At 53.8% G+C, this 19,409-nt stretch carries 15 protein-coding genes and 1 riboswitch; of the genes, 9 read left to right on the forward strand and 6 right to left on the reverse strand.

Going from position 1 to position 19,409, the window contains the following annotated elements:
• Nucleotides 1-1,173 (forward strand): FtsX-like permease family protein (locus GX030_03625; protein NLV91467.1); only part of this gene is annotated, 1,173 nt, incomplete at its 5' end.
• 158 nt (nucleotides 1,174-1,331) lie between these two features.
• Here GX030_03625 and GX030_03630 read toward each other — a convergent pair.
• Nucleotides 1,332-3,332, reverse strand: a complete 2,001-nt coding sequence (locus GX030_03630) for a S9 family peptidase (GenBank protein ID NLV91468.1) — start codon at nucleotides 3,330-3,332, stop codon at nucleotides 1,332-1,334.
• 29 nt (nucleotides 3,333-3,361) lie between these two features.
• Nucleotides 3,362-4,579, reverse strand: coding sequence for an MFS transporter (locus GX030_03635; protein NLV91469.1), 1,218 nt, complete (start codon nucleotides 4,577-4,579; stop codon nucleotides 3,362-3,364).
• Between the two features lie 236 nt (nucleotides 4,580-4,815).
• On the opposite strand from GX030_03635, the gene fliD reads away from it, so the two are divergent.
• The 3 genes from fliD (at nucleotide 4,816) to ade (ending at nucleotide 10,060) form a co-directional block, all read left to right on the forward strand.
• Entirely contained in the window at nucleotides 4,816-6,366 is a 1,551-nt protein-coding gene (gene fliD / locus GX030_03640; protein NLV91470.1) for a flagellar filament capping protein FliD, read from the forward strand.
• A gap of 119 nt (nucleotides 6,367-6,485) precedes the next feature.
• A riboswitch (purine riboswitch) is annotated at nucleotides 6,486-6,587 on the forward strand.
• A gap of 318 nt (nucleotides 6,588-6,905) precedes the next feature.
• Nucleotides 6,906-8,234 carry an NCS2 family permease gene (locus GX030_03645; GenBank protein ID NLV91471.1) on the forward strand — a complete coding sequence of 443 codons (1,329 nt, stop codon included), beginning with the start codon at nucleotides 6,906-6,908 and terminating at the stop codon, nucleotides 8,232-8,234.
• 32 nt (nucleotides 8,235-8,266) lie between these two features.
• Nucleotides 8,267-10,060, forward strand: coding sequence for an adenine deaminase (ade, locus tag GX030_03650; GenBank protein NLV91472.1), 1,794 nt, complete (start codon nucleotides 8,267-8,269; stop codon nucleotides 10,058-10,060).
• Nucleotides 10,061-10,142: 82 nt separating this feature from the next.
• On the opposite strand, the gene GX030_03655 is transcribed toward ade, so the two are convergent.
• Nucleotides 10,143-10,976 (reverse strand): sugar phosphate isomerase/epimerase, encoded by an 834-nt coding sequence (locus GX030_03655; GenBank protein ID NLV91473.1) that lies wholly within the window; start codon nucleotides 10,974-10,976, stop codon nucleotides 10,143-10,145.
• A gap of 203 nt (nucleotides 10,977-11,179) precedes the next feature.
• Here GX030_03655 and GX030_03660 point away from each other — a divergent pair, with 203 nt between their 5' ends.
• Nucleotides 11,180-12,232: a Gfo/Idh/MocA family oxidoreductase gene (locus GX030_03660; GenBank protein NLV91474.1), complete on the forward strand. Its 1,053-nt coding sequence runs from the start codon at nucleotides 11,180-11,182 to the stop codon at nucleotides 12,230-12,232.
• A gap of 238 nt (nucleotides 12,233-12,470) precedes the next feature.
• The gene (ytvI, locus tag GX030_03665) at nucleotides 12,471-13,571 is read left to right on the forward strand and encodes a sporulation integral membrane protein YtvI (GenBank protein NLV91475.1); all 1,101 of its coding nucleotides are present in this window, start codon (nucleotides 12,471-12,473) and stop codon (nucleotides 13,569-13,571) included.
• Nucleotides 13,572-13,640: 69 nt separating this feature from the next.
• Here ytvI and GX030_03670 read toward each other — a convergent pair whose 3' ends face one another.
• A complete protein-coding gene (locus GX030_03670) occupies nucleotides 13,641-14,147 on the reverse strand; it encodes a flavin reductase family protein (GenBank protein ID NLV91476.1) in 507 nt (168 codons plus the stop codon).
• Nucleotides 14,148-14,369: 222 nt separating this feature from the next.
• Here GX030_03670 and GX030_03675 point away from each other — a divergent pair, with 222 nt between their 5' ends.
• Complete coding sequence (locus GX030_03675) at nucleotides 14,370-15,425, forward strand: Gfo/Idh/MocA family oxidoreductase (protein NLV91477.1); 1,056 nt, start codon at nucleotides 14,370-14,372, stop codon at nucleotides 15,423-15,425.
• Between the two features lie 87 nt (nucleotides 15,426-15,512).
• Here the strand turns inward: GX030_03675 and GX030_03680 are convergent, their stop codons facing one another.
• Nucleotides 15,513-16,700 (reverse strand): F420-0--gamma-glutamyl ligase, encoded by a 1,188-nt coding sequence (locus tag GX030_03680; GenBank protein NLV91478.1) that lies wholly within the window; start codon nucleotides 16,698-16,700, stop codon nucleotides 15,513-15,515.
• Between the two features lie 386 nt (nucleotides 16,701-17,086).
• Between GX030_03680 and GX030_03685 the strand changes: the two genes are divergently transcribed.
• Nucleotides 17,087-18,490 carry an MATE family efflux transporter gene (locus GX030_03685; protein ID NLV91479.1) on the forward strand — a complete coding sequence of 468 codons (1,404 nt, stop codon included), beginning with the start codon at nucleotides 17,087-17,089 and terminating at the stop codon, nucleotides 18,488-18,490.
• Nucleotides 18,491-18,546: 56 nt separating this feature from the next.
• On the opposite strand, the gene GX030_03690 is transcribed toward GX030_03685, so the two are convergent.
• On the reverse strand, nucleotides 18,547-19,041 hold the full coding sequence (locus GX030_03690; GenBank protein NLV91480.1) for an NUDIX hydrolase: 495 nt from the start codon (nucleotides 19,039-19,041) through the stop codon (nucleotides 18,547-18,549).
• A 148-nt stretch (nucleotides 19,042-19,189) separates the two neighbouring features.
• Here GX030_03690 and GX030_03695 point away from each other — a divergent pair, with 148 nt between their 5' ends.
• The gene (locus tag GX030_03695; GenBank protein NLV91481.1) at nucleotides 19,190-19,366 is read left to right on the forward strand and encodes a hypothetical protein; all 177 of its coding nucleotides are present in this window, start codon (nucleotides 19,190-19,192) and stop codon (nucleotides 19,364-19,366) included.
• Nucleotides 19,367-19,409 lie beyond the last annotated feature (43 nt).

The raw sequence follows: 19,409 nt of genomic DNA on the forward strand, positions 1-19,409 counted from the left end.
GCGGCCAATATGCTGCGGACCTTTCTTTCCGTCCTGGGGATTGTCATCGGCGTAGCTGCGGTGATCATGATGGTAGCCATCGGTACCGGCGCCCAGGTGCAGATCACCGAGCAAATTGGCGGACTGGGCTCTAATTTGGTGACGGTGCATCCCGGCCGGGCCGTGGGTCGGGGTGGTCGGGTCAGCCGCGATGTCACCGATGTCTTTACCTTGGGTATGGCCCAGCAGATGCAGGACTCCTTAACGGGGGCCAAGAACGTGGCGCCGACGGTGGAGACCATGGGCCTAGCGGTATACGGCAACACCAATACTCGCACCCAGATAATTGGAGTCACCCCAGCCTATGAAGAGGTAGTGGATCACCATCCTGGATTAGGTCGGTACATCCACCATCTGGACCTGGAGGACAATGCCAAGGTAGCGGTTCTCGGTTCTGAAGTCGCGGAGGATCTCTTTGGTGCTGCTAACCCCATTGGCCAGGAAATCTCCCTGACCGTCAGCGGCCATCGGTTTACCTTCTTGGTGGTGGGCGTGATGGAGTCCAAGGGACAGGTGCTGTTCTCCAACTTTGATAACCGGATCTACGTCCCCATTACCACCCTGTTGAATCGGGCCATGTCTACTAAGTTTGTCAGCGGGTTCTCCATTCAGGCTATGAGTCAGGCCCATGCTAGGCCCTTGGTCGATGAGTTGGAGTTCTTCCTGCTCAACCGTTTGGGTGATTCCAACCAATTTCGGGTGATGAGTCAGGAAACCATTTTGGAGACGGTCTCCCAAGCCACCCAGACCATGACCTTGCTTCTGGGAGCCATCGCCGGAATTGCCCTGGTGGTGGGCGGAATTGGGATCATGAACATCATGCTGGTCACCGTCAGTGAGCGCACCCGGGAGATTGGCACCCGCAAGGCCATTGGAGCTAAGCGGCGGCATATACTCCTGCAGTTTCTGATGGAATCCATGACCTTGAGCGTATCGGGAGGATTGTTGGGCTTGGCCCTAGGTTGGGGCGGTGGCTACCTGGCCAGCCAAGCGGTGAATTGGCCCTTCTCCGTATCCTTAACTGCCGCGGCAGTGGCCATCGGCTTTTCCACGATGATCGGGTTGTTCTTTGGGATTTACCCCGCAGTGAAGGCAGCCAAATTGGATCCAGTGGTGGCTCTTAGTCATGAGTAGGTCGGTGGGGTAGGATTAGGGCAGAAGTGGAGTAATATAGTAACATTGCAGGCTTTATGAAAGAGCAGGCTACAAAAGGCTGGGAAAATGAAGGGCGGTCAACTGCTGCGAAGCAAATCGCAGACAGCTGACCGCCTATTGTTTTTCTTCCTCTTATCTTACTTCAGGTATTTGTCAAACCAGTTGGTGATTTCCTGCAGTCGACGGATACGGTGTTTCGGTTTGCCGCTGCGGCTCAGCTCGTGATTCTCCCCTCGGAACATGCACAGCCGGGCCTCGACGCCATGGTACTTCAAGGCGGTGAACATCTGGAGTCCCTCAACCACCCAACACCGGTAGTCCTCCTCGGAATGAATGAAGAGTGTCGGTGTCTTCACCCGATGGGCATACTTCAGCGGCGAGTGCCACCACAGCTTATCGGGATTATCCCAGGGGTTGGCAGCGATCTGGTCTTGGTTGAAGTAGTAGCCGATGTCGGTGGTACAGAACTTGGAGATCCAGTTGGAGATACTCCGCTGGGAAGCGGCTGCCGCGAAGCGATCTGTCTGACCGATGATCCAGTTGGTCATAAAGCCGCCATAGGAACCGCCGGTGACCCCAACCCGATTTTTGTCGATGTTGGGATACTTCTCCAACACTGCATCGGTGAAGGCCATCAGGTCTTCGTAATCGATGGTGCCATACTTGCCCCGAATATCGGCGAAGTCGTTTCCTCGCCCGTCACTGCCCCGGGGATTGCAGAAGAAGACAAAGTATCCGGCATTGGCCCAATACTGCATTTCATGGAAAAAGACTTCACCGTATACCGTCTTGGGACCACCGTGGATGTTCAAAATCCCGGGGTATTGCTGCTCTGGGTCAAAGTCAACGGGACGCATCACCCAACCGGTAATCTCCACTCCCGGTGCAGTGGTGACGGTAATCCGTTCAGGATGAGACAGAGCCTTTTGCTGTACCCATTCATTGAAAGTGGTGATTTGCTTCTCCTGATCTCCATCCAAGCGATACAATTCCTGAAGCTTCAGGCCCCGCATCCCAAGGAAAACCAAGCTATCGCCGGCTAGATCGTAGCCATCTACAGAGCCCGGTTGGGTCGTAATTTGCTGAATCTGGCCGCTGCCATCGATGCGATTGACAAAGGAACTGTCCTCTTCAGTAGTGATAAAATACAGATACCCATCTCGAATCTTCATACTGGGAGAACTGCCATACCGGCAATCGGAGCCTACGGAGTTGGCAGTACTGGCGGTAAAGTCCGGCGTCAGACAGGTATGCTGCCCGGTACCCAGCTCAATGCGATAGAACTTAGCATTCTCATTGAGGCCATAATGGGCCATGTCACTGCCGACACAGATGATGGTTTCAGCATTGAGGAACCCGGCATACCTATAGCGGAAGTGATCCTCCGGGCCCAGGGGTCTAAGGCTATCCTTCTCCAAGGACATTAAGTACAAGCCATTGGTGACAGGCCTCTTCCCAGTGTAGCGAGTTCCGATGATTACCACTTGCTTCCTATCGGCATCTAACTCCCAGTGTCCGATGTCTAGCTGGGAATCTGTCAGAGCCTTTACCGCGCCGGTACCAGTAGAGAAGCGGTACAATCGGGTTCGGTTGCCGCTGATAAATCCTTGCCCGTTGCTCCAGAAGGGAATCTCCTCTAAGACCTCATAGTCCTTTTCCTCTTTCCGTCGCTTCAGCTCCTCATCCTGTTCCTGCTTGCTGAGTCCAACTAGACTGCGTACCCTGGGGTTATAGCCGGCAGTGAAGAGAAACTCCGTGGGACTGACCTCTTTAATCTCCTTCACCCTATGGGGGATACGAAAGGCCTCCTGGGCCTCGCCGCCCCGCAAACTGATCCGGTAAAACACCGTAAACTCTTCCCCGGCGTCGAGCCTTTCCCGATCCTTGGGATTGCGGACATCGGAAAATAGGAGATCACCGCAATCCAGCCAGATGTATGCCGACTCATTACCGGCAGTGGTGAGCTGGAAGTACTCATCGGTGTCCCGCCGATAGATCCACAGGTGGGATCGATAGGTATTCTCCTCCAAATCCGGGGTATGAACAACGAAGGCCACCTCCTGGCCCGTGGGACTGGAGGTGGGGTTAGACAGGAAGGTGTACTTGGTGAAATCCTCTAGTTGTAGCCTCAAACCAATACTTCCTTTCTCGTGGGTTTTTCTTGCGCTTAGCTCACTTTAGCTTCCCGATGGGAAGCGGTGGACAGGGACTGGGCGTCCTTCAGGGACCAGGCCAGTAAGAACAGGCCGGCGGCAAGGATAAGCCCCGCTCCAAAGCGTACGCCCGTTGCCAGGGAGGTGTGATCCACCACCGACCCGATGAAGGGGGGAAAGAGGATGGTCCCAACTTGGAACATGATTGTAACGGCGGCGATGGTTTCCGTCATATCCTCCGGTGCTGCCATCTCAATGGCTAAGGTGTTGCTGGCGGGAGCCACTACGCCTAAGGCCAGCCCCACCAAGATGACAACGGCAAAGAGCACCACCGGATGGGGCCAAAGAAACCCAAGGAGCAAGGCACCACCGGCGATCAAGGGCGAGAGACTGAGCAATACGGAATTGGGAATTATCCGCGCCAAGTAAGCGTAGACCATGCGCGAGGCAGTGGAACTAACTTCTCGGGTTGAGATCATGACACTGACTAAAGCGGCGGCAAAGCCTGCCTCTTGGGCAAAGCGAATGAAAAAGGCTCCGCCGATGGCGGAGATAATTGCGGCCGAGGTTAACTGGGCTGCCCCGGCGACGATTAAAGGCCGCTGCCCCAGGATAGGCTTTAGCTTCCGCAGGGGCTCAACGAAGGCTGTTTGCAGGAGCATCCCTTCCCGGGTTCCCGGTACATCCCTGACCATGGCCGTCAGCAGCAACTGGATTCCGGCGGCTCCCATCCAGGTTCCAATCGCGGCGGGATACCCCGCTGCCTTAATAACAAACCCGCTGATGATCGGTCCGATGACCAGTCCAAGGCCCTGGGCCACACAGTTGGTGGCCTGGATTTCTGCCTGCCGTTCGGGACCGACAAGGGAAGAATAGTGGGCGGCCAGGGCCGGCCACATGGTGGCATTGGCGATACCCATAACCAGTTGGGCTGCCGCCAGTCCGGCGAAGGACTTGGCCGTGAGGAAAAAGGTCGCGGCAATGAGATTGGAGATGGCAGTTAGGATGAGCATTGGTTTGCGGCCGAAATAGTTGGAGAGGGCCGCTGCCGGCAGCAGAAAGACCAGGGCTAAGACCCCCGGTGCACCTACCAGCAGTCCAATCTGAGAGTCCGACAGCCCCAATATCTCGGTGCCATAGACCGGAAGGAGGAATGCATTGAGATTTATCGTCAGAGCATAGATCAAAGTGACTACAGCTGCTAGGACGATTCTTTTCATGTTGTCCATCATGTTACTTACCTCATTTCCTGTGATTCTCCACCTGTACATCCTAACTATTTTTCGGTTTCTCAAGCTGCTATCCCTCTTTAATGCCAGGAGGGAAAGGGGCGGAAACAGGGCTATTGGGCTGGAAAGTAAACCCCTGGCCAGGACTTTCAGCGCCGAGGTTCACCTGCTCCTTAAGACTTGGGGTAATTGTGTCGATAGGTGTAGTGAGGGTTAGTGGGGAGAGGGGAGTGAAGCCAATGTCAATGAGAATCGTAGGCCTGGCATCGGGCATGGATATCGACCAGATTGTCAACGATTTGATGGAGGTCGAGCGAATTCGGCTTGACTCCGTGTATCAAGACAAGACCAGGACGGAGTGGAAACGGGACGAGTACCGCTCCATTAATCTGAAACTGAGAACTTTGCGGGATGCTGCCTTTAACATGCAGCTGCAATCGACATACCTGACCCATAAAGCGGTGTCATCCAATGGGAATGCCATCTCAGTCTCCGCCAAGGGAGCGGCTGCACCAGGAGAGTATCGGATCCAAGTCAATCAATTGGCTCAAGGGGCGGTATGGGCTGCCGATTACAAAGGCGACGGCAAAATTGACGTTGAGAAAAACTTCGCTGCTTTCAAGGAGGCGTATTTTGCCGATGAAAGCAGCGAGGAATACACCTTCAAGGTAAGTGCCAACGGAGAGGATTTCATCGAAATTACCATCACCGAAGATACTAAGCTCAGTGATGTCCTAACGAAGATCCAAGGGGCTGGGATCAATGTCTTCCATGACCAAGAGGGTACCGGGCAAGTGGTCTTCAGCACCCAAGACCTTGGTGCGAAGGCTAAGATAGTCTTTTGGCAGGGCGAGACCATTCCTGGGGACGACGAGAATTTTGAGGAAATAGATTTTGTCAAAGAAGTCTTTCTCAAGACTGATAATGGTGAGTACGCCTCTGTTGATGCCGCGAAAAACAGCGGCAAGGATGCGGAATTGGTGATCAACGGCCTCGTCACATCCCGCAGCAGCAACACCTTTGAATTAGGTGGGGTGACGGTGACCCTGAAGGAGGAAACAGAAGCGCCGGTAACCATCACCGTAAGTCACGATATCGATGGGGTGGTAAAGCGAATTACCGACTTCGTTGATCTATATAACGAAACCATCGCGGAGATTAACGGCAAATTGATGGAACCCTATTATCGGGATTTCCCTCCCTTGACGGACAAGCAGAAGGAAGCCATGTCTGAGCGGGAGATTGAGCTGTGGGAAGAAAAGGCCAAGAGTGGAATGCTGCGTAACGACACCATGCTCAGCGGCATTCTCTCGGAGATGCGTCTGGCCTTAGGCTCCGCGGTGGCGGGAATAGAGGGGGAGTATAATTCCCTTCATACCATCGGGATCACTACCGGGCTTTGGCATGAGCGGGGCAATCTACATGTCAATGAAACGAAATTGAGAGAGGCTCTAGCCAAGGACCCAGAATCGGTGATGGCCCTGTTTGGTCAGAAGAGTGAGTCCGGTGAAACCTCTGAATTGGGCCTGGCCCGTAGACTGCATGAAGGGCTAGGGGCTAGTATCGATCGGATTGCTGAGCGAGCGGGCAGTAGTGCCAGTTTGTATGATCAAAGTTTTTTGGGTGAACAGATTCGGCGTTACGATGAAAGGATCGAGACGCTGGAAGAGCGGTTAACCCGCACCGAGGAAAGATATTGGCGGCAGTTTTCCGCGATGGAAAGGGCTTTGCAGGAGCTGTATGCCCAGTCCGATTGGCTCTATCAGCAGTTAATGGCGCTGCAGATGTAGTGGCCTGTGGACAATTCGCTGAATTGTCCACAGGGTTATCCACAGGAACTGTGAAGATTTGTGGATAAAAATGAGATGGCTGGGATCCTTGACAGCTATATGAGTCTCAAGTATGATTAAGATGTCAACTGAATATGCCTCGTATAATTGTGGTAATATGGTCCACAAGTTTCTACCTGTTAGCCGTAAACTAACGGACTACGAGGAAGTGCACCTAGGGTTCCGCTGTGTCAGGGGCCATCTATTTGTATTTGTGGAAAGACACAGGTCTGGTCCAAGTGGTGCAGGTTTTGTGTGGTTTTCCATATGTTGTTCTGCCACACAAGATTACACCGGTAGGATAAAAGCCTAGGCGGGTAGGTTCCTCTTTGTCTTTTTTTTGTAAGAGCAACCTATCGGTCTAGGCTTTTTTAGTTTTTTAGCCTCCTCGATAGGGCGCTCTGGGGGTATCAGTTGACCGGTGGCCGGGAGAAGGAACCGCCACCTGTGCTGCAGGGAATTGTTACACCCTAAGAACCCCAAGAAGGAGGAAGTTACTGATGAGTATTGCTGCACGGAAAGCGTTGACGCAACGGCAAGGCTGGTTGGAACGGCTCTTCCATCTCAGCGAGTATGACACCGATGTTCGGACAGAAATTTCTGCCGGCATCACCACCTTCATGACCATGGCCTATGTGATGATTGTCCACCCAAGTATCATGGCTGCTGCTGGGATGCCGGTGGCGGAGATGGCAGTGGTCACCGCGATCACCTCTGGTTTGTTTACCCTCATGATGGGACTTTACGCCAATCGTCCCTTCGCCCTGGCCCCGGCGATGGGAAGTAACGTGTTTTTTGCCTCTACCTTGGTTGCCGGGGGGATTGCCACTTGGCAGCAAGCCCTTGGGATGGTATTTATCTCCGGCATGACCTTTGTTGCCCTCACTGTTTTAGGTTTCCGGGAGATGATTGTAAAGACAATACCAAAATGCATCAAAGTGTCCATCGGAGCTGCCTTGGGGCTGTTTATCGCCCAACTGGGCATGAAGAACGCTGGATGGATGGTTGCCCAAGGTTCTTTGGCTATCGGCGATCTGACGACTCCGGGAGCTATCCTGGCGATGATTGGTTTTGTCATTATTGCGGTAATGATGAGTCGAGGGGTTAAGGGAGCATTGCTTTGGGGGATTTTGCTGACCAGCGCCATTGGAATTCCCATGGGAGTAACTCAGTTACCCACTAAGATTATTTCGCTACCACCTTCCATCGCACCGATAGCCTTCAAACTCGATATTTTAGGAACTTTGAAGCTGTCCTTTGTGCCAGCGATGTTCATCTTTTTCACCGGGGACTTTTTCTCAACTCTGGGGACGGTACTAGGGGTCGGCGGCAAGGCCGGCTTACTCGATGAAAACGGGGACCTGCCAGGAATTGAGAAACCCTTCCTGGTAGACGCACTGGGTACTGTGGTGGGCGCCTTGTTGGGCACCTCTACAGTCACCACCTATGTGGAGTCTGCCGCGGGCGTAGAAGCCGGTGGACGGACGGGACTAACGGCCGTGACCACGGCAGTTATTTTCTTCCTGATGCTCTTTTTGACACCGATTGCAACGATTATCCCTTCGGAGGCAACGGCACCGGCTCTGGTCCTAATTGGGCTGTTAATGCTCCCGGCGATTAAGGAAGTGGACTTTGGCGATTTCACCGAAGCCCTGCCGGCCTTTGTCACCATCTTGTTTACCGCCTTTACCTTTAACCTGGCCAATGGCATTAGCTTGGGGGTACTTACCTACGTGGTCATTAAGGTGGCCTCTGGCAGAAGGCACGAAGTTCCCTTGGGAATGTACATCCTGTGCCTGCCCTTGTTGTACTACTTGGCGACTCTGTAAGCTAGAAGAACCCGTGGAAAGGAGACTAACAGGTGCAGAAGCTTTCGTTGCAGGAGCGAAAAGAGTTGATCGAAGCGGCCATGGGGAAAAGGCCCTTTGATCTGGTGATTACCAACGTTCAACTGGTCAACGTCTTCACCGGGGAAATCTATCCCGCTGCGATTGGGGTATATAACGGGTACATTGCCCATGTGGAGGCAGACCCCGACGCTGCAGAAGCCAGGATCGATACCTCTACCTGGGAAGCAAAGGAAGTCATTGACGGTCAGGGGCACTACCTGATTCCTGGGCTAATCGATGCCCATGTTCATATTGAAAGCAGCATGCTGACGCCCGCCAATTTCGCCGAATTGGTGATTCCCCATGGGACGACCACGGTAATTACCGATCCCCATGAGATCGGCAATGTCCTGGGCAAAGAGGGCGTGCGGTACATGATTGAGGCCAGTGAAGGCCTGCCGATGAACCAGTACATCCTAGTTCCCTCCAGTGTACCCGCGGTGCCGGGATTTGAGGAGGCTGGAGCGGAGTTTCTGGCCGAAGATGTAGCGGAAATGCTGGAGTGGGAGCGAACCATTGGCTTGGCAGAAGTGATGGACTTTCCCGGAGTAATTCACAGCAGTGATCGCATGTCCACCATTTTGGAGGAAACCCTGCGGCGCAATCTCTACATTCAAGGCCACGCCCCGACGCTAACGGGCCGGGAACTGTCGGCCTACCTCTGTGCCGGTCCTACCAGCGATCATGAGGTTAACCTGGGAGCCGAAGCCAGAGAGAAACTGCGGATGGGAATGCACGTCGATGCCCGGGAAAGCTCCATTACCCGCAACTTAGCGGCCATCATCCCTGCGGTGAAGGATTTTGCCTTCCCACCTAACCTTGACTTCTGCACCGACGATCGGGAAGCCGATGATCTTCTCCACATCGGTCACATGAACGACGTGGTGCGGCGAGCTATCGAAGAAGGCTTACCGCCGGTCTATGCAATTCGCTGCGCTACTTACAACACCGCGCAATCCATTGGCCTGCGGCGAATGGGAGCGGTGGCACCGGGTTATGTGGCGGACCTGGTTCTGGTACCGGAGTTGGAGAAGATGGAGCCATCTCAAGTTTTCGTTGCCGGTAGGCTGGTGGCTAAGGACAGAGAGATGGTGGTGGAAATTCCTCGGCGGCAATTTGCCATCGAGTCCCGCAATACCGTGGAGGTTGATGAGCTGAGCAGTGAGGATCTGAAGATCTCTGCCCCCATCGAGTCCGGTCAGATTTCGACCCGGGTGATCACCTATCGGACGGAGGAAACCCTGTTCTCGGACTTCGCCATCGAGGAGGTTCCCGTAGTTGACGGCCAGTTGGATATCAGTTCGCTGCCGGACATCAATTACGTTGCTGTATTCAATCGTCATGGAGCCGGGAACCGCAGTCTTGGGCTGATCCAAAACTTCGGGCTAAAGTCCGGCGCCATCGCCAGTACCGTCTCCCATGACAGCCATAACCTGACGGTGGTGGCCTCCAATCCCGAGGACGGTGCCTTGGCCGCCAATACCCTGCGGGAATGTGGCGGTGGGATTGTCTGTGTCCAGGACGGAAAAGTGAAGGCGTTACTGCCGCTGCCGGTGGCAGGGTTGATGTCCACCCTCAGCGGCCGGGAGCTGTCAGAGCAGGTTCGGGCCCTGAAGGTCGCCTTAAAGGAGATGGGATTGCCCGGGGAAAATCCCGTACTGCGGATAGCCAGTCTAACCCTACCGGTAATTCCCAAGGCTAAGATCACCGATCTGGGCCTGTTCTCCGTTATCGATCAGCGCTTCGTAGATCTGTTTGTGGAGTAGTAGAGCTAACGGAACAATGAGAAAGGGCGCCCGTTGCGAGGCGCCCTTTTTGTTAGTGGATTGATGTATAGACATCCCAGGTCTAGAGGACCTCCAGGGTGTCTACCAGATTGTTTACGCTTTGAATTGTTCCCAGCTTTTCATCCTCCAAGCCTTCAAACTCCACCGAGAGCCAGCCTTGGTAGGAGGCGGCCTTTAGCTCGGTCAAGGCGTGTTTGAGGTCGACCCCGCCCTCACCGGCAATGGTACCGACGAATCGCTGACCGGACAAAGCCTGATAGGACTGGCTATCCCCTTCCCGATAGGGGCGAAAGTCCTTAAAGTGAACATGGGCCGCGTAGGGGGCCAAATTGGTCACTGCCGCGGCGGGATCCTCATCCACTAGGAGGAAATTGCCAAGGTCGACGGTGGCCTTGAGGTAGTCGGAACCAACGTCCTTGAGGATACCGATAATCTGGTCACTTCGACCCGCCAGTTTACCGTGGTTTTCCAGGGATAAGGTGATCCTGTGCTCGGCGGCATAGGCAGCGGCCTCCCGGAGACCGTCGATGATCCATTGCCGGGCATCATCAAAGCTGATATCCTCTGCCAGATCTCCGGCAAAGACCCGCACCACCGGGGCTCCGAACTCCACGGCCATATCCACACCCCGGCGAATAATCTCCACTTGCTCAGCTCGGGCTGCAGCATCGGTCACGAAGTTATTGCTGACGGCATAGCACCCCACGGTCAAGTTGGCCTCAGCTAAGGCTGCCTTGACGGCAGGGATTTCCCTGGCTTGATCCTTCCAAAAGACGTCTAACAACTCCACCCCTTCTGCGGCAGTGGTTCCAGTCCACTTGATGAAATCAACTACATCCATCCGGCCTTGGAAGAACTCCCTGTGGAGACTCCACATACTAACGCAAATTTTCATCCTTTACCCTCCCCAAACTCTCTCTCTGACCTGGTTCTGCGCAGTCCTGTGGGATCCTGCCTCAGGTCGGCACCTAGCTCCGTATTACCCCTAGGGGCGTTGGCAATCGGGGCAGGGAAAATATTGCCTTTAGCGAAGCAAGAAGGCAAGTAGATCTGCGGGTTTGCAGCATAATATCCCAGTGGAGAAGTGAGGGGTCAGCGATGAAGAAGGTAAGAGTTGGTGTGATTGGGGTTGGCGGTATTGCCGACGGCGGGCATCTGCCCAACTATGCCAAACATCCGGAAGTAGAACTGGTGGCCTTTGCCGATCAAGATAGCGACCGGCTCAAGGAGATGGGTGCAAAATACGGCGTTGAGCGGCTGTACGATTCCGCGGAGGCGATGTTTGCCGCTGAGCAGCTGGATGCCGTGAGCATTTGTACCTGGAACCACAGTCACGTTCCCTTGGCGCAGCTGGCGGTATCCAAGGGCGTGGATATCCTAGTGGAGAAGCCCCTGGGCATTTCCTATGCCGAGACTCTGGAACTGGACAAGGCTGTGAAGGCTAACCATCGGGTTGGGATGGTGGGAATGACCCATCGGTACCGCAACGAGTCCCGGGCCCTTAAGGATCTCATCGATGGCGGCGCGTTGGGCAATCTGTACTATGTTAAGGCCAAGATCCTGCGGCAAAGGGGAACTCCCACCGGTTGGTTTACCGATAAGGCCAAGTCCGGCGGTGGTCCTTTGATGGATATTGGCGTTCATGCCCTGGATCTTGCCTGGTGGCTGGCGGGACAACCGGAGGCCAAGAGCGTTACCGGTCAATTGATCAAGGGAATCGGGAACTATCAGACTAAGATGCAGAGCCGCTGGCGCTCCCGGGTACCCTATAACCAAGATCTAGAGATCTTCGATGTTGAGGACTTCGCCGCCGCACTAATTCGCTTCACCAACGGTGTGGTCCTCAGTCTAGAAGTCAGTTGGGCCCTCAACGGTCCCCAGGACGATGAGCTCACGGTGCAGCTCTTTGGTGACCGGGGCGGCGTTTCCTTAGCTCCCTTGGCCCTGTACACCGAGAATAATGGAATCCTGTTGGAGTCGGAGATTTCCGTCCAACGCAATCGCCCCTTCGAAACGGAGATTGATCACTTTATCCAATCGGTGCAGAAGCGGACAACGCCCATCAGTTCCATTGAGCAGGGGGCGAAGGTTGTTCAGATGCTGGAGGCCATCACCCAGTCCTCGGAAGAGGGCAGAGAAGTCGTCCTCTAACAAACCAAAATAGACTAATTGGCAGAGGCCGTCTGGTATGCTAGACGGCCTCGTCACGTTCATCATCGGTGGAATTTCTACTCGCTCTGGTGCTTAGGGTTGTTGGGGAAAGTATCAGACATTTTTCTCGTGGTGGGTGACCGGCAGGGAATCCGTTAATCACCAAGAATGAGATTAGTTACCGCAGTTAGTAGGGTATAATAAGTTGATGGTACTAGCGTCGAAGGAGGGGTGCCCAATGGCCAGTCAGGATAATCTCAACGGGAAGGGAACGACCAGAGCTTGGTTTGTTAAGACCCTGCAATCTATTCCTAAACCCATTGTATATACTGTTCTCCTGATAATCGGGGGCATACTGCTGGGTAGGTGGATCTTTCCCTATACGGCGCCCTTTGTCGTGGCGGTAGTACTGGCGGTGGTGATTATGCCCGTGGTAGATTTTCTCGTACTGCGGTTGAAACTGCCCCGGGGTTTGATCACCTTGGTGGTTCTTCTCCTCCTCTTTGCCCTCGTTCTGGTTATTGGGGCTAGCTTTCTAGTCCGAGGGTTTGCCGAGTTGCAGGACTTTGTCACCAGTTTCCAGGGTTCTTCCTTTTTCAATGTCAATCGCTTTGAAAGTTGGCTTCAATCCTATGAGGCACTCCAGGAGTACATTCCTGCCAACTTCGCCCAGATTATCCGTGAAGAAGTCAATGAAGTCAGCCGAGCCATCACTGATTTTGCCCGGTCCCTTTTGGGCCGGGTCATCGATTTGGCGAAAAACGTCCCGACGATCTTGCTCTATGTTGCCGTGACCTTTCTGGCTACCTTCTTTTTCATCAGGGATCGGGAGACCATCAGCTCTGCTCTGCTTCAGCTGTTGCCCCAACGATACATTGGGCGCACCCTGGAGATTTGGCAGGGAATTGTCCGGGGTGCTATGGGCTACCTGCGAGCCCAATTGACCATCGTCAGTATCAATACCCTAGTGTCCGCGGTGGTTTTTCTCATCCTCAAGGCTTCCTATTTTTGGTTTCTTGTTGCCTTGATGTTTATCGTTGATGTGATTCCCTTGATCGGGCCCGGGCTGATTTACTACCCCTGGATAGCCTGGTCCCTACTGAACAGGGATTTCAGTACGGCGCTGATCCTAGCCCTGGGCTATGGAACGGCTTTGGTGATTCGTCAGGTGCTAGAGCCGAAGTTAGTGGGGGACCGCATCGGGGTGCATCCTTTGCTGACCCTCTTTGCGATGTTTGTTGGTGCTAGAGTCTTGGGAGTAATGGGTGTGGTCATCGGTCCCTTTACCGTGATTGTACTCAAGGCAGTACTAACCTTGCCCAAGCGGGCTCTGGAGTAAAGGGCCTGGAAAAGCTTAGCCCCTTGCCAGTTCCTTAAATGGCAAGGGGCTGATTATTTCCCCGGGGTATTATCGACCATAGCAGGCCAGGATCTCACCGTGGTAGAAGGTGTGGTAATCCCTTTGGGGATACCAGCGCTGGTCAAGGTCTACTGCCAATTGGCTGGGATCCATCGCAGATTTGTATACTACCCGACACTCATAGTGGAGATCACATTGGGTGATGATGGGGACCTTTACCTGGGTTCCGGCCTGGGTCTTGAGGTTGTAGGCGGCAAACTTGTCGATATCCCGACCGGAGGAGGTGCCGCAGAGTCTCAACTCCTCACGCATTGAACCATCCAGGGGGATACTGACGGTAAACTCACCGCTGTTTTCCAGCAAATTGAAGCTGTGACGGGAGTTTCTCACCACCACGGTAAAGATGGGCTTTCCCCAGTAGTATCCGATGCTCCCCCAGCCGATGGTCATGGTGTTGTCCCTGCCTTGGTGGGATGTGGTTAAGAAAACGCCGCCGTGACTCATGGCATAGGTAACCTCGGCAATCTTGGCATCGTATTGCAAATCGGTAAACATAGGCAAATCCCTCCGTCTTATTCGCTATTGGGGAAACACTTCACCAGATACTTTATCGATGGGCGGTCTGACTCCTCCATAGGCAGTGGTTGGCCTGGGGGAAGGCGGAAAGAATTTGCTCCAGAGGGAGATTACAGGCAGGAAAGCTCCCTTTGCTGGGGAATCTTTCTATTGGCAGTACATAATAGGTGGGACTATGCCCACCTAGCAGGAGGCGTTCTAATGACCAAGAAGCTAAAGGTTGGAATTATCGGATGCGGTGGCATCGCCAATGGTGCCCACATGCCCGGGTATGCACGTTTGGCTGACAAAGTTGAGCTATATGCCGCCTGTGACATTATTCCGGAGCGGGCCGAGAGAGCCAAAGAACAGTACGATATGAAGTACATGTTCGAGGACTTCAATGAGATGTTGGAGCTCGACGAACTGGATATCATCAGCGTCTGTACTCCCAACGATGTTCACAACCCGGCAGCCATTGCTGCTTTGAAGGCCGGAAAGCACGTTTTGTGTGAGAAGCCCCTGGCCCGGACCCCGGAGGAGGGTCGCGAGATCATCGAAGAGGCAGAGGCTGCTGAGAAGAAGGGTCAGAAGTTCACCGTTGGGTATATGACTCGGTTCGGTGCCGATACTATGCTTCTGAAGAAGATGATCGACAACGGTGACCTTGGCGACATCTACTGGGCACGTGCTTCCTACCTGCGTCGTCGTGGTGTTCCCACCTGGGGCGTTTTCATGGACAAGGAGAAGCAGGGTGGTGGTCCTTTGATCGATATCGGTACCCACATCCTTGACCTGACCCTGTGGTTGATGGACAACTACGAGCCCGTTACCGTCCTTGGTTCCAGCTATGACTACCTCGGCAAGCAGGGCGGTCTGGGAATGGGCAACCGTCCCTGGACTGGCGAGGAGTTTGAGGTTGAGGACTTTGCTACCGGTCTGATCACCTTCAAGAACGGTGCAACGGTAACCTTGGAAGCCAGCTGGGCACTGAACATTGAGGAAGAGGTTCACAACGTAGTGCTCTCCGGTACCAAGGCTGGTGCCGAGACCCATCCGATGCGGGTCAACGGTGTCAAGCATGACCGGATGTACACCTGGGCTCCCAAGGAGCTGCGGCAGCAGGAGAAGCTGCACTTCCTGGAGATCGAGCACTTTGTTGACTGTATCCTCAAGGATGAGCAGCCCATGGTAACCGGCCGTCAGGCACTGGTAGTTACCGAGATCTTGGATGCTATCTATCGCTCTGCCGCCACCGGCAAGGCTATAGAACTCTAAGAATTCTATACGTAAGGCAAACTAAAGGCGCCGCACCAGCTGAATCTTCAGCCGATGCGGCGCCTGTTTGTTTTAGTCAGTATTTATCTATTCGGCAGCGTAGCTGTCAAAATAGCCTTGGATGAGAACGATAGGAGTGCCCTTATCTCCGCTGCCGCTGGTCAGGTCACAGAGACTTCCCAGCAGATCCGTCAGTTGGCGGGGTGTGGTGCCCATGGCCGCTGCCTGACTCACCGAGTTGTTTTCCTTGGCCCGGATCTTCTCCTTAGCTGCCTTAATTCTCTCTTCCTCGGAAAGCTCCGCCAGTTCCGTGTCCACGATATACTTCAGCTTGATTTCATTGGGGGTACCCATCAGTCCGTCGGTAAAGCCCGGAGAGACTACGGGATCTGCCAGTTCCCAAATCCGACCCCGGGGGTCTTTGAAGGCCCCATCACCAAAGACCATAACCTCGATTTGCTTTCCAGTCCTAGCCTTTAGTACCTGCTGAATCTCTCGGACAACGGCTGGGCAGTCTCGAGGGAAAAGCTTAAGCCGATCCTCACCGGCACTATTGGAGCCTAGCAGGCCAAACTCCGGGTGGTAACCTCCGCTGCTGCGGGGCTCCGTCAGAAGCTGATCCAAGGTATAAACCTTCTCAGCACCGGCTTGGATCAGGATGCGCTTGGTACGGGCCCGATCGTGAACGTTGGCGACCAAGATTTCCTTGCTGTAGTTAAGGGCCACTCTGGGATCGTTGGCCAGGATGATTTCAATATTGTCACCGAGCTCTTTGTACATCTGCACATAGTCAATGCCGGTGAAGGGGTGAGGTACTCTTTCGCCAAAAATCTCCCGGTACCGGGTTTCCGTCAATACGTCGGTGTGGGGATTCAATCCCGCCTCGTCCATGACGTCGATATCCATCAGACAGTTCCCCACCTCGTCGCAGGGGTAGCTTAGGAGGAGATAGATTTTCTTTCCTGTGTTGGCAATCCCCTTCAAGATTTGGGCAAACCGGTTTCTGCTCAGGATAGGGAAAAGGACAGCAATATCTTTATCTTTGGTGAACTTGCTGTTGATGTCCGCAGTAATGTCGTCGATGGATGCGTAGTTGCCTTGGGTACGGGCTACCAGGGATTCGGTAATCCCGACGATATCCCTATCCCTAAGAGTGAATCCTTCTGCCTCTGCGGAACGAAGGACGCAGTCCACCACAATATTAACCAGGTCGTCTCCTTCGCGAACAAGAGGAGCGCGAATTCCTCTCACCGTCGTACCTACTGTCCTTACCATCATACATCCTCCTCTGTCTGTGACCAACGGTACCTATAACTAGTATCCAAGAGGGACCAATATAATACTATATCAGTATCGGGGCCAAATGTAAATTCGCATAGGGGACAATTTTCCCCGGGAAAGAGACTATCTTCGCAGGAAAATCTACAGAAATGCAAGGATCTGGTCCCCGCTGGCCTCCGCGATCCGTTACCCGCCGTCTGCTGCCGTTGTGGTCCGTGAACTTGATCACGGTTATGCTATAATGGAAGTTATGGGCCTTTGCCACAATGCCTGAACTAACCCGCGCTTGATTATCCCCTTGTGGATGCGAAGGGGTGTCGAGAGGCCGGGTTTGCCTTTTTTAGCATTAGTCGTACCACAAGCAAGATGGAGGTTTTTCTATGAGTCAAAACATAACTACAACGGATAGACTGGGCACCGAAAGCGTAGGTAAGCTACTCTTTAGCCTGTCGATACCGGCGATTACCGCCCAGATTGTCAACATGCTGTACAATCTCGTGGATCGCGTCTACATCGGCCATATTCCCAACACGGGAGCCTTGGCCCTAACCGGCGTAGGTCTAACCTTTCCGGTGATCATGGTAATTTCCGCCTTCAGCTCATTGATTGGGATGGGAGGAGCTCCCCGAGCCTCAATTGCCATGGGAAGGGGAGACCACCAGGACGCCGAGGAAATCCTCGGGAACTGTTTCACCGTCCTTCTGGGACTCTCTCTGGGTTTGACGGCAGTGTTCTTGGTGTTTAGCGAACCACTGCTGATGATGTTTGGTGCCAGCCAGCAAACTCTCCCCTACGCGCTGAGTTACCTGAGAATATACGTCTGCGGGACGATATTTGTCCAATTGTCCCTGGGGCTCAACTCCTTTATTACTGCCCAGGGTTTTGCTAAGACCAGCATGTATACTGTCTTGATCGGAGCTGTCGCCAATATCATTCTCGATCCGATCTTTATTTTTGCCCTTGACATGGGTGTTGCCGGAGCGGCAATTGCCACCGTCATCTCCCAAGGCCTTTCCGCCCTTTGGGTCTTGCGGTTCTTGACCGGTCCCAAGACCAAGCTGCGAATCCGCCGGCGCTACCTACGTCCCAGACTAGCCGTGATGATTCCCGTCCTCATGCTGGGAGTTTCGCCCTTCGTGATGTCAGCCACCGAGAGCTTGCTTAACATCGCCTTTAATTCGTCGCTGCAGAAATACGGTGGCGATATGGCCGTTGGGGCGATGACGATTCTCGCCAGCTTGATGCAGATCTTGACTTTGCCGATTATGGGTTTAACCCAAGGGGCACAGCCTATTATTAGTTATAACTACGGTGCGAAGAACAACTCCCGGGTGCGACAGGCCTTCCGGCTGCTGTTGATCTCATCGGTGGCCTTTTCCTGTCTCTTCTGGATCACAGTCATGGCAGCTCCGAGGATCTTTGTCAACTTATTCAGCACCGACCCGGTGTTGGTGGAAACCACCACTTGGGCCATGGGCACATATATGGCTGTCGCCTTTGTGATGGGGGCACAAATCGCCTGTCAACAGGCCTTTATCGCGCTGGGACAGGCCAAGATTTCCCTCTTCTTGGCGCTGCTGCGCAAGATCATTTTGCTGATCCCCTTGATTTATCTCTTGCCGAACTTCTTTGCCGACAAGGTCTTTGCCGTGTTCTTGGCTGAGCCCATCTCAGACTTCTTGGCGGTAGTGACTACGGTCACGGTCTTTGCCTTCCAGTTTCGAAGGATATTGGCTGCCAATACTGTCAATACTGCCGGGACAGTTGAGGTTGGCGCACTCTAAACTCAGGGTACAGCCGGCTGGTTGGCCAAAGGCCAATCAGCGCCCTGGCCCTACCCTCATATTTTGCGGGCTAGCCTTAGCTCGTACTCCGGTTTGGTCACGTATTCGAGATATTGGACGTTGCCATCAAAGGTGAGGAAGGCCTTAAACCTCTCCACCAGGGTGGGGTGCTTGATGTACTCCAGCACTTGATCCTTGGGAACCCAGCGGGCTTCGGAAGTCTCGTCAGAGGTTTGCAGCCTTCCACCCACGGCTGTGCAGGTAAATCCAAACATCACTTTAGTGGGCACCATCCCGTACCCACCATAGCCTGGGTAGGTGCCGGTGTTTGAAGTGACGCAAACCAGCTGGTCGACCACTACATCAATTCCGCTCTCTTCCTTTATTTCCCGGATCAAAGCGTCAATGAGATTTTCCCCTACCTCCACCTGACCGCCGGGGACCGTCCAAAGCTCCCGATGCCGCTGCTTAACCAGCAAGATTTCGTTGTTAGCATTTTCCACTACACCGTCTACGGCTACTATGTGGGTGGGAAACTGCTTCAGTGTCATCGCCCCCTGTACACCAATAGGAAAAATGGCGACTAACCTCCATGTATAGGTTAGTTGCCAGAAGAAGATATCCTTGTTGGTGGCTGGATCTGGGCCTTCATTGTTGGCTGTTGTCCCTGGTGATCAGCGGGAAAGATGGTGATTCTAGATGAACTTTGAGAAACTCTTGGCCCACGTGAATCAGGGAAGGGCCACCGTTCTCCCGGGCGTAACCATCGGTGATGATGCCGTGGTGGCGGCAGGTGTGGTGGTGACCAAGGATGTTCCCGCTAACACCATCGTCGGCGTCTTTTTGGCCAGGGTGATTGGAATTATCTCCGATTAACCTGTGGGTCCTTACTTCTTTCGCTCTTCCCAGAGCTTGATAC

The organism is Bacillota bacterium (genome assembly GCA_012727955.1).
Lineage (GTDB): Bacteria > Bacillota > Limnochordia > DTU087 > JAAYGB01 > JAAYGB01.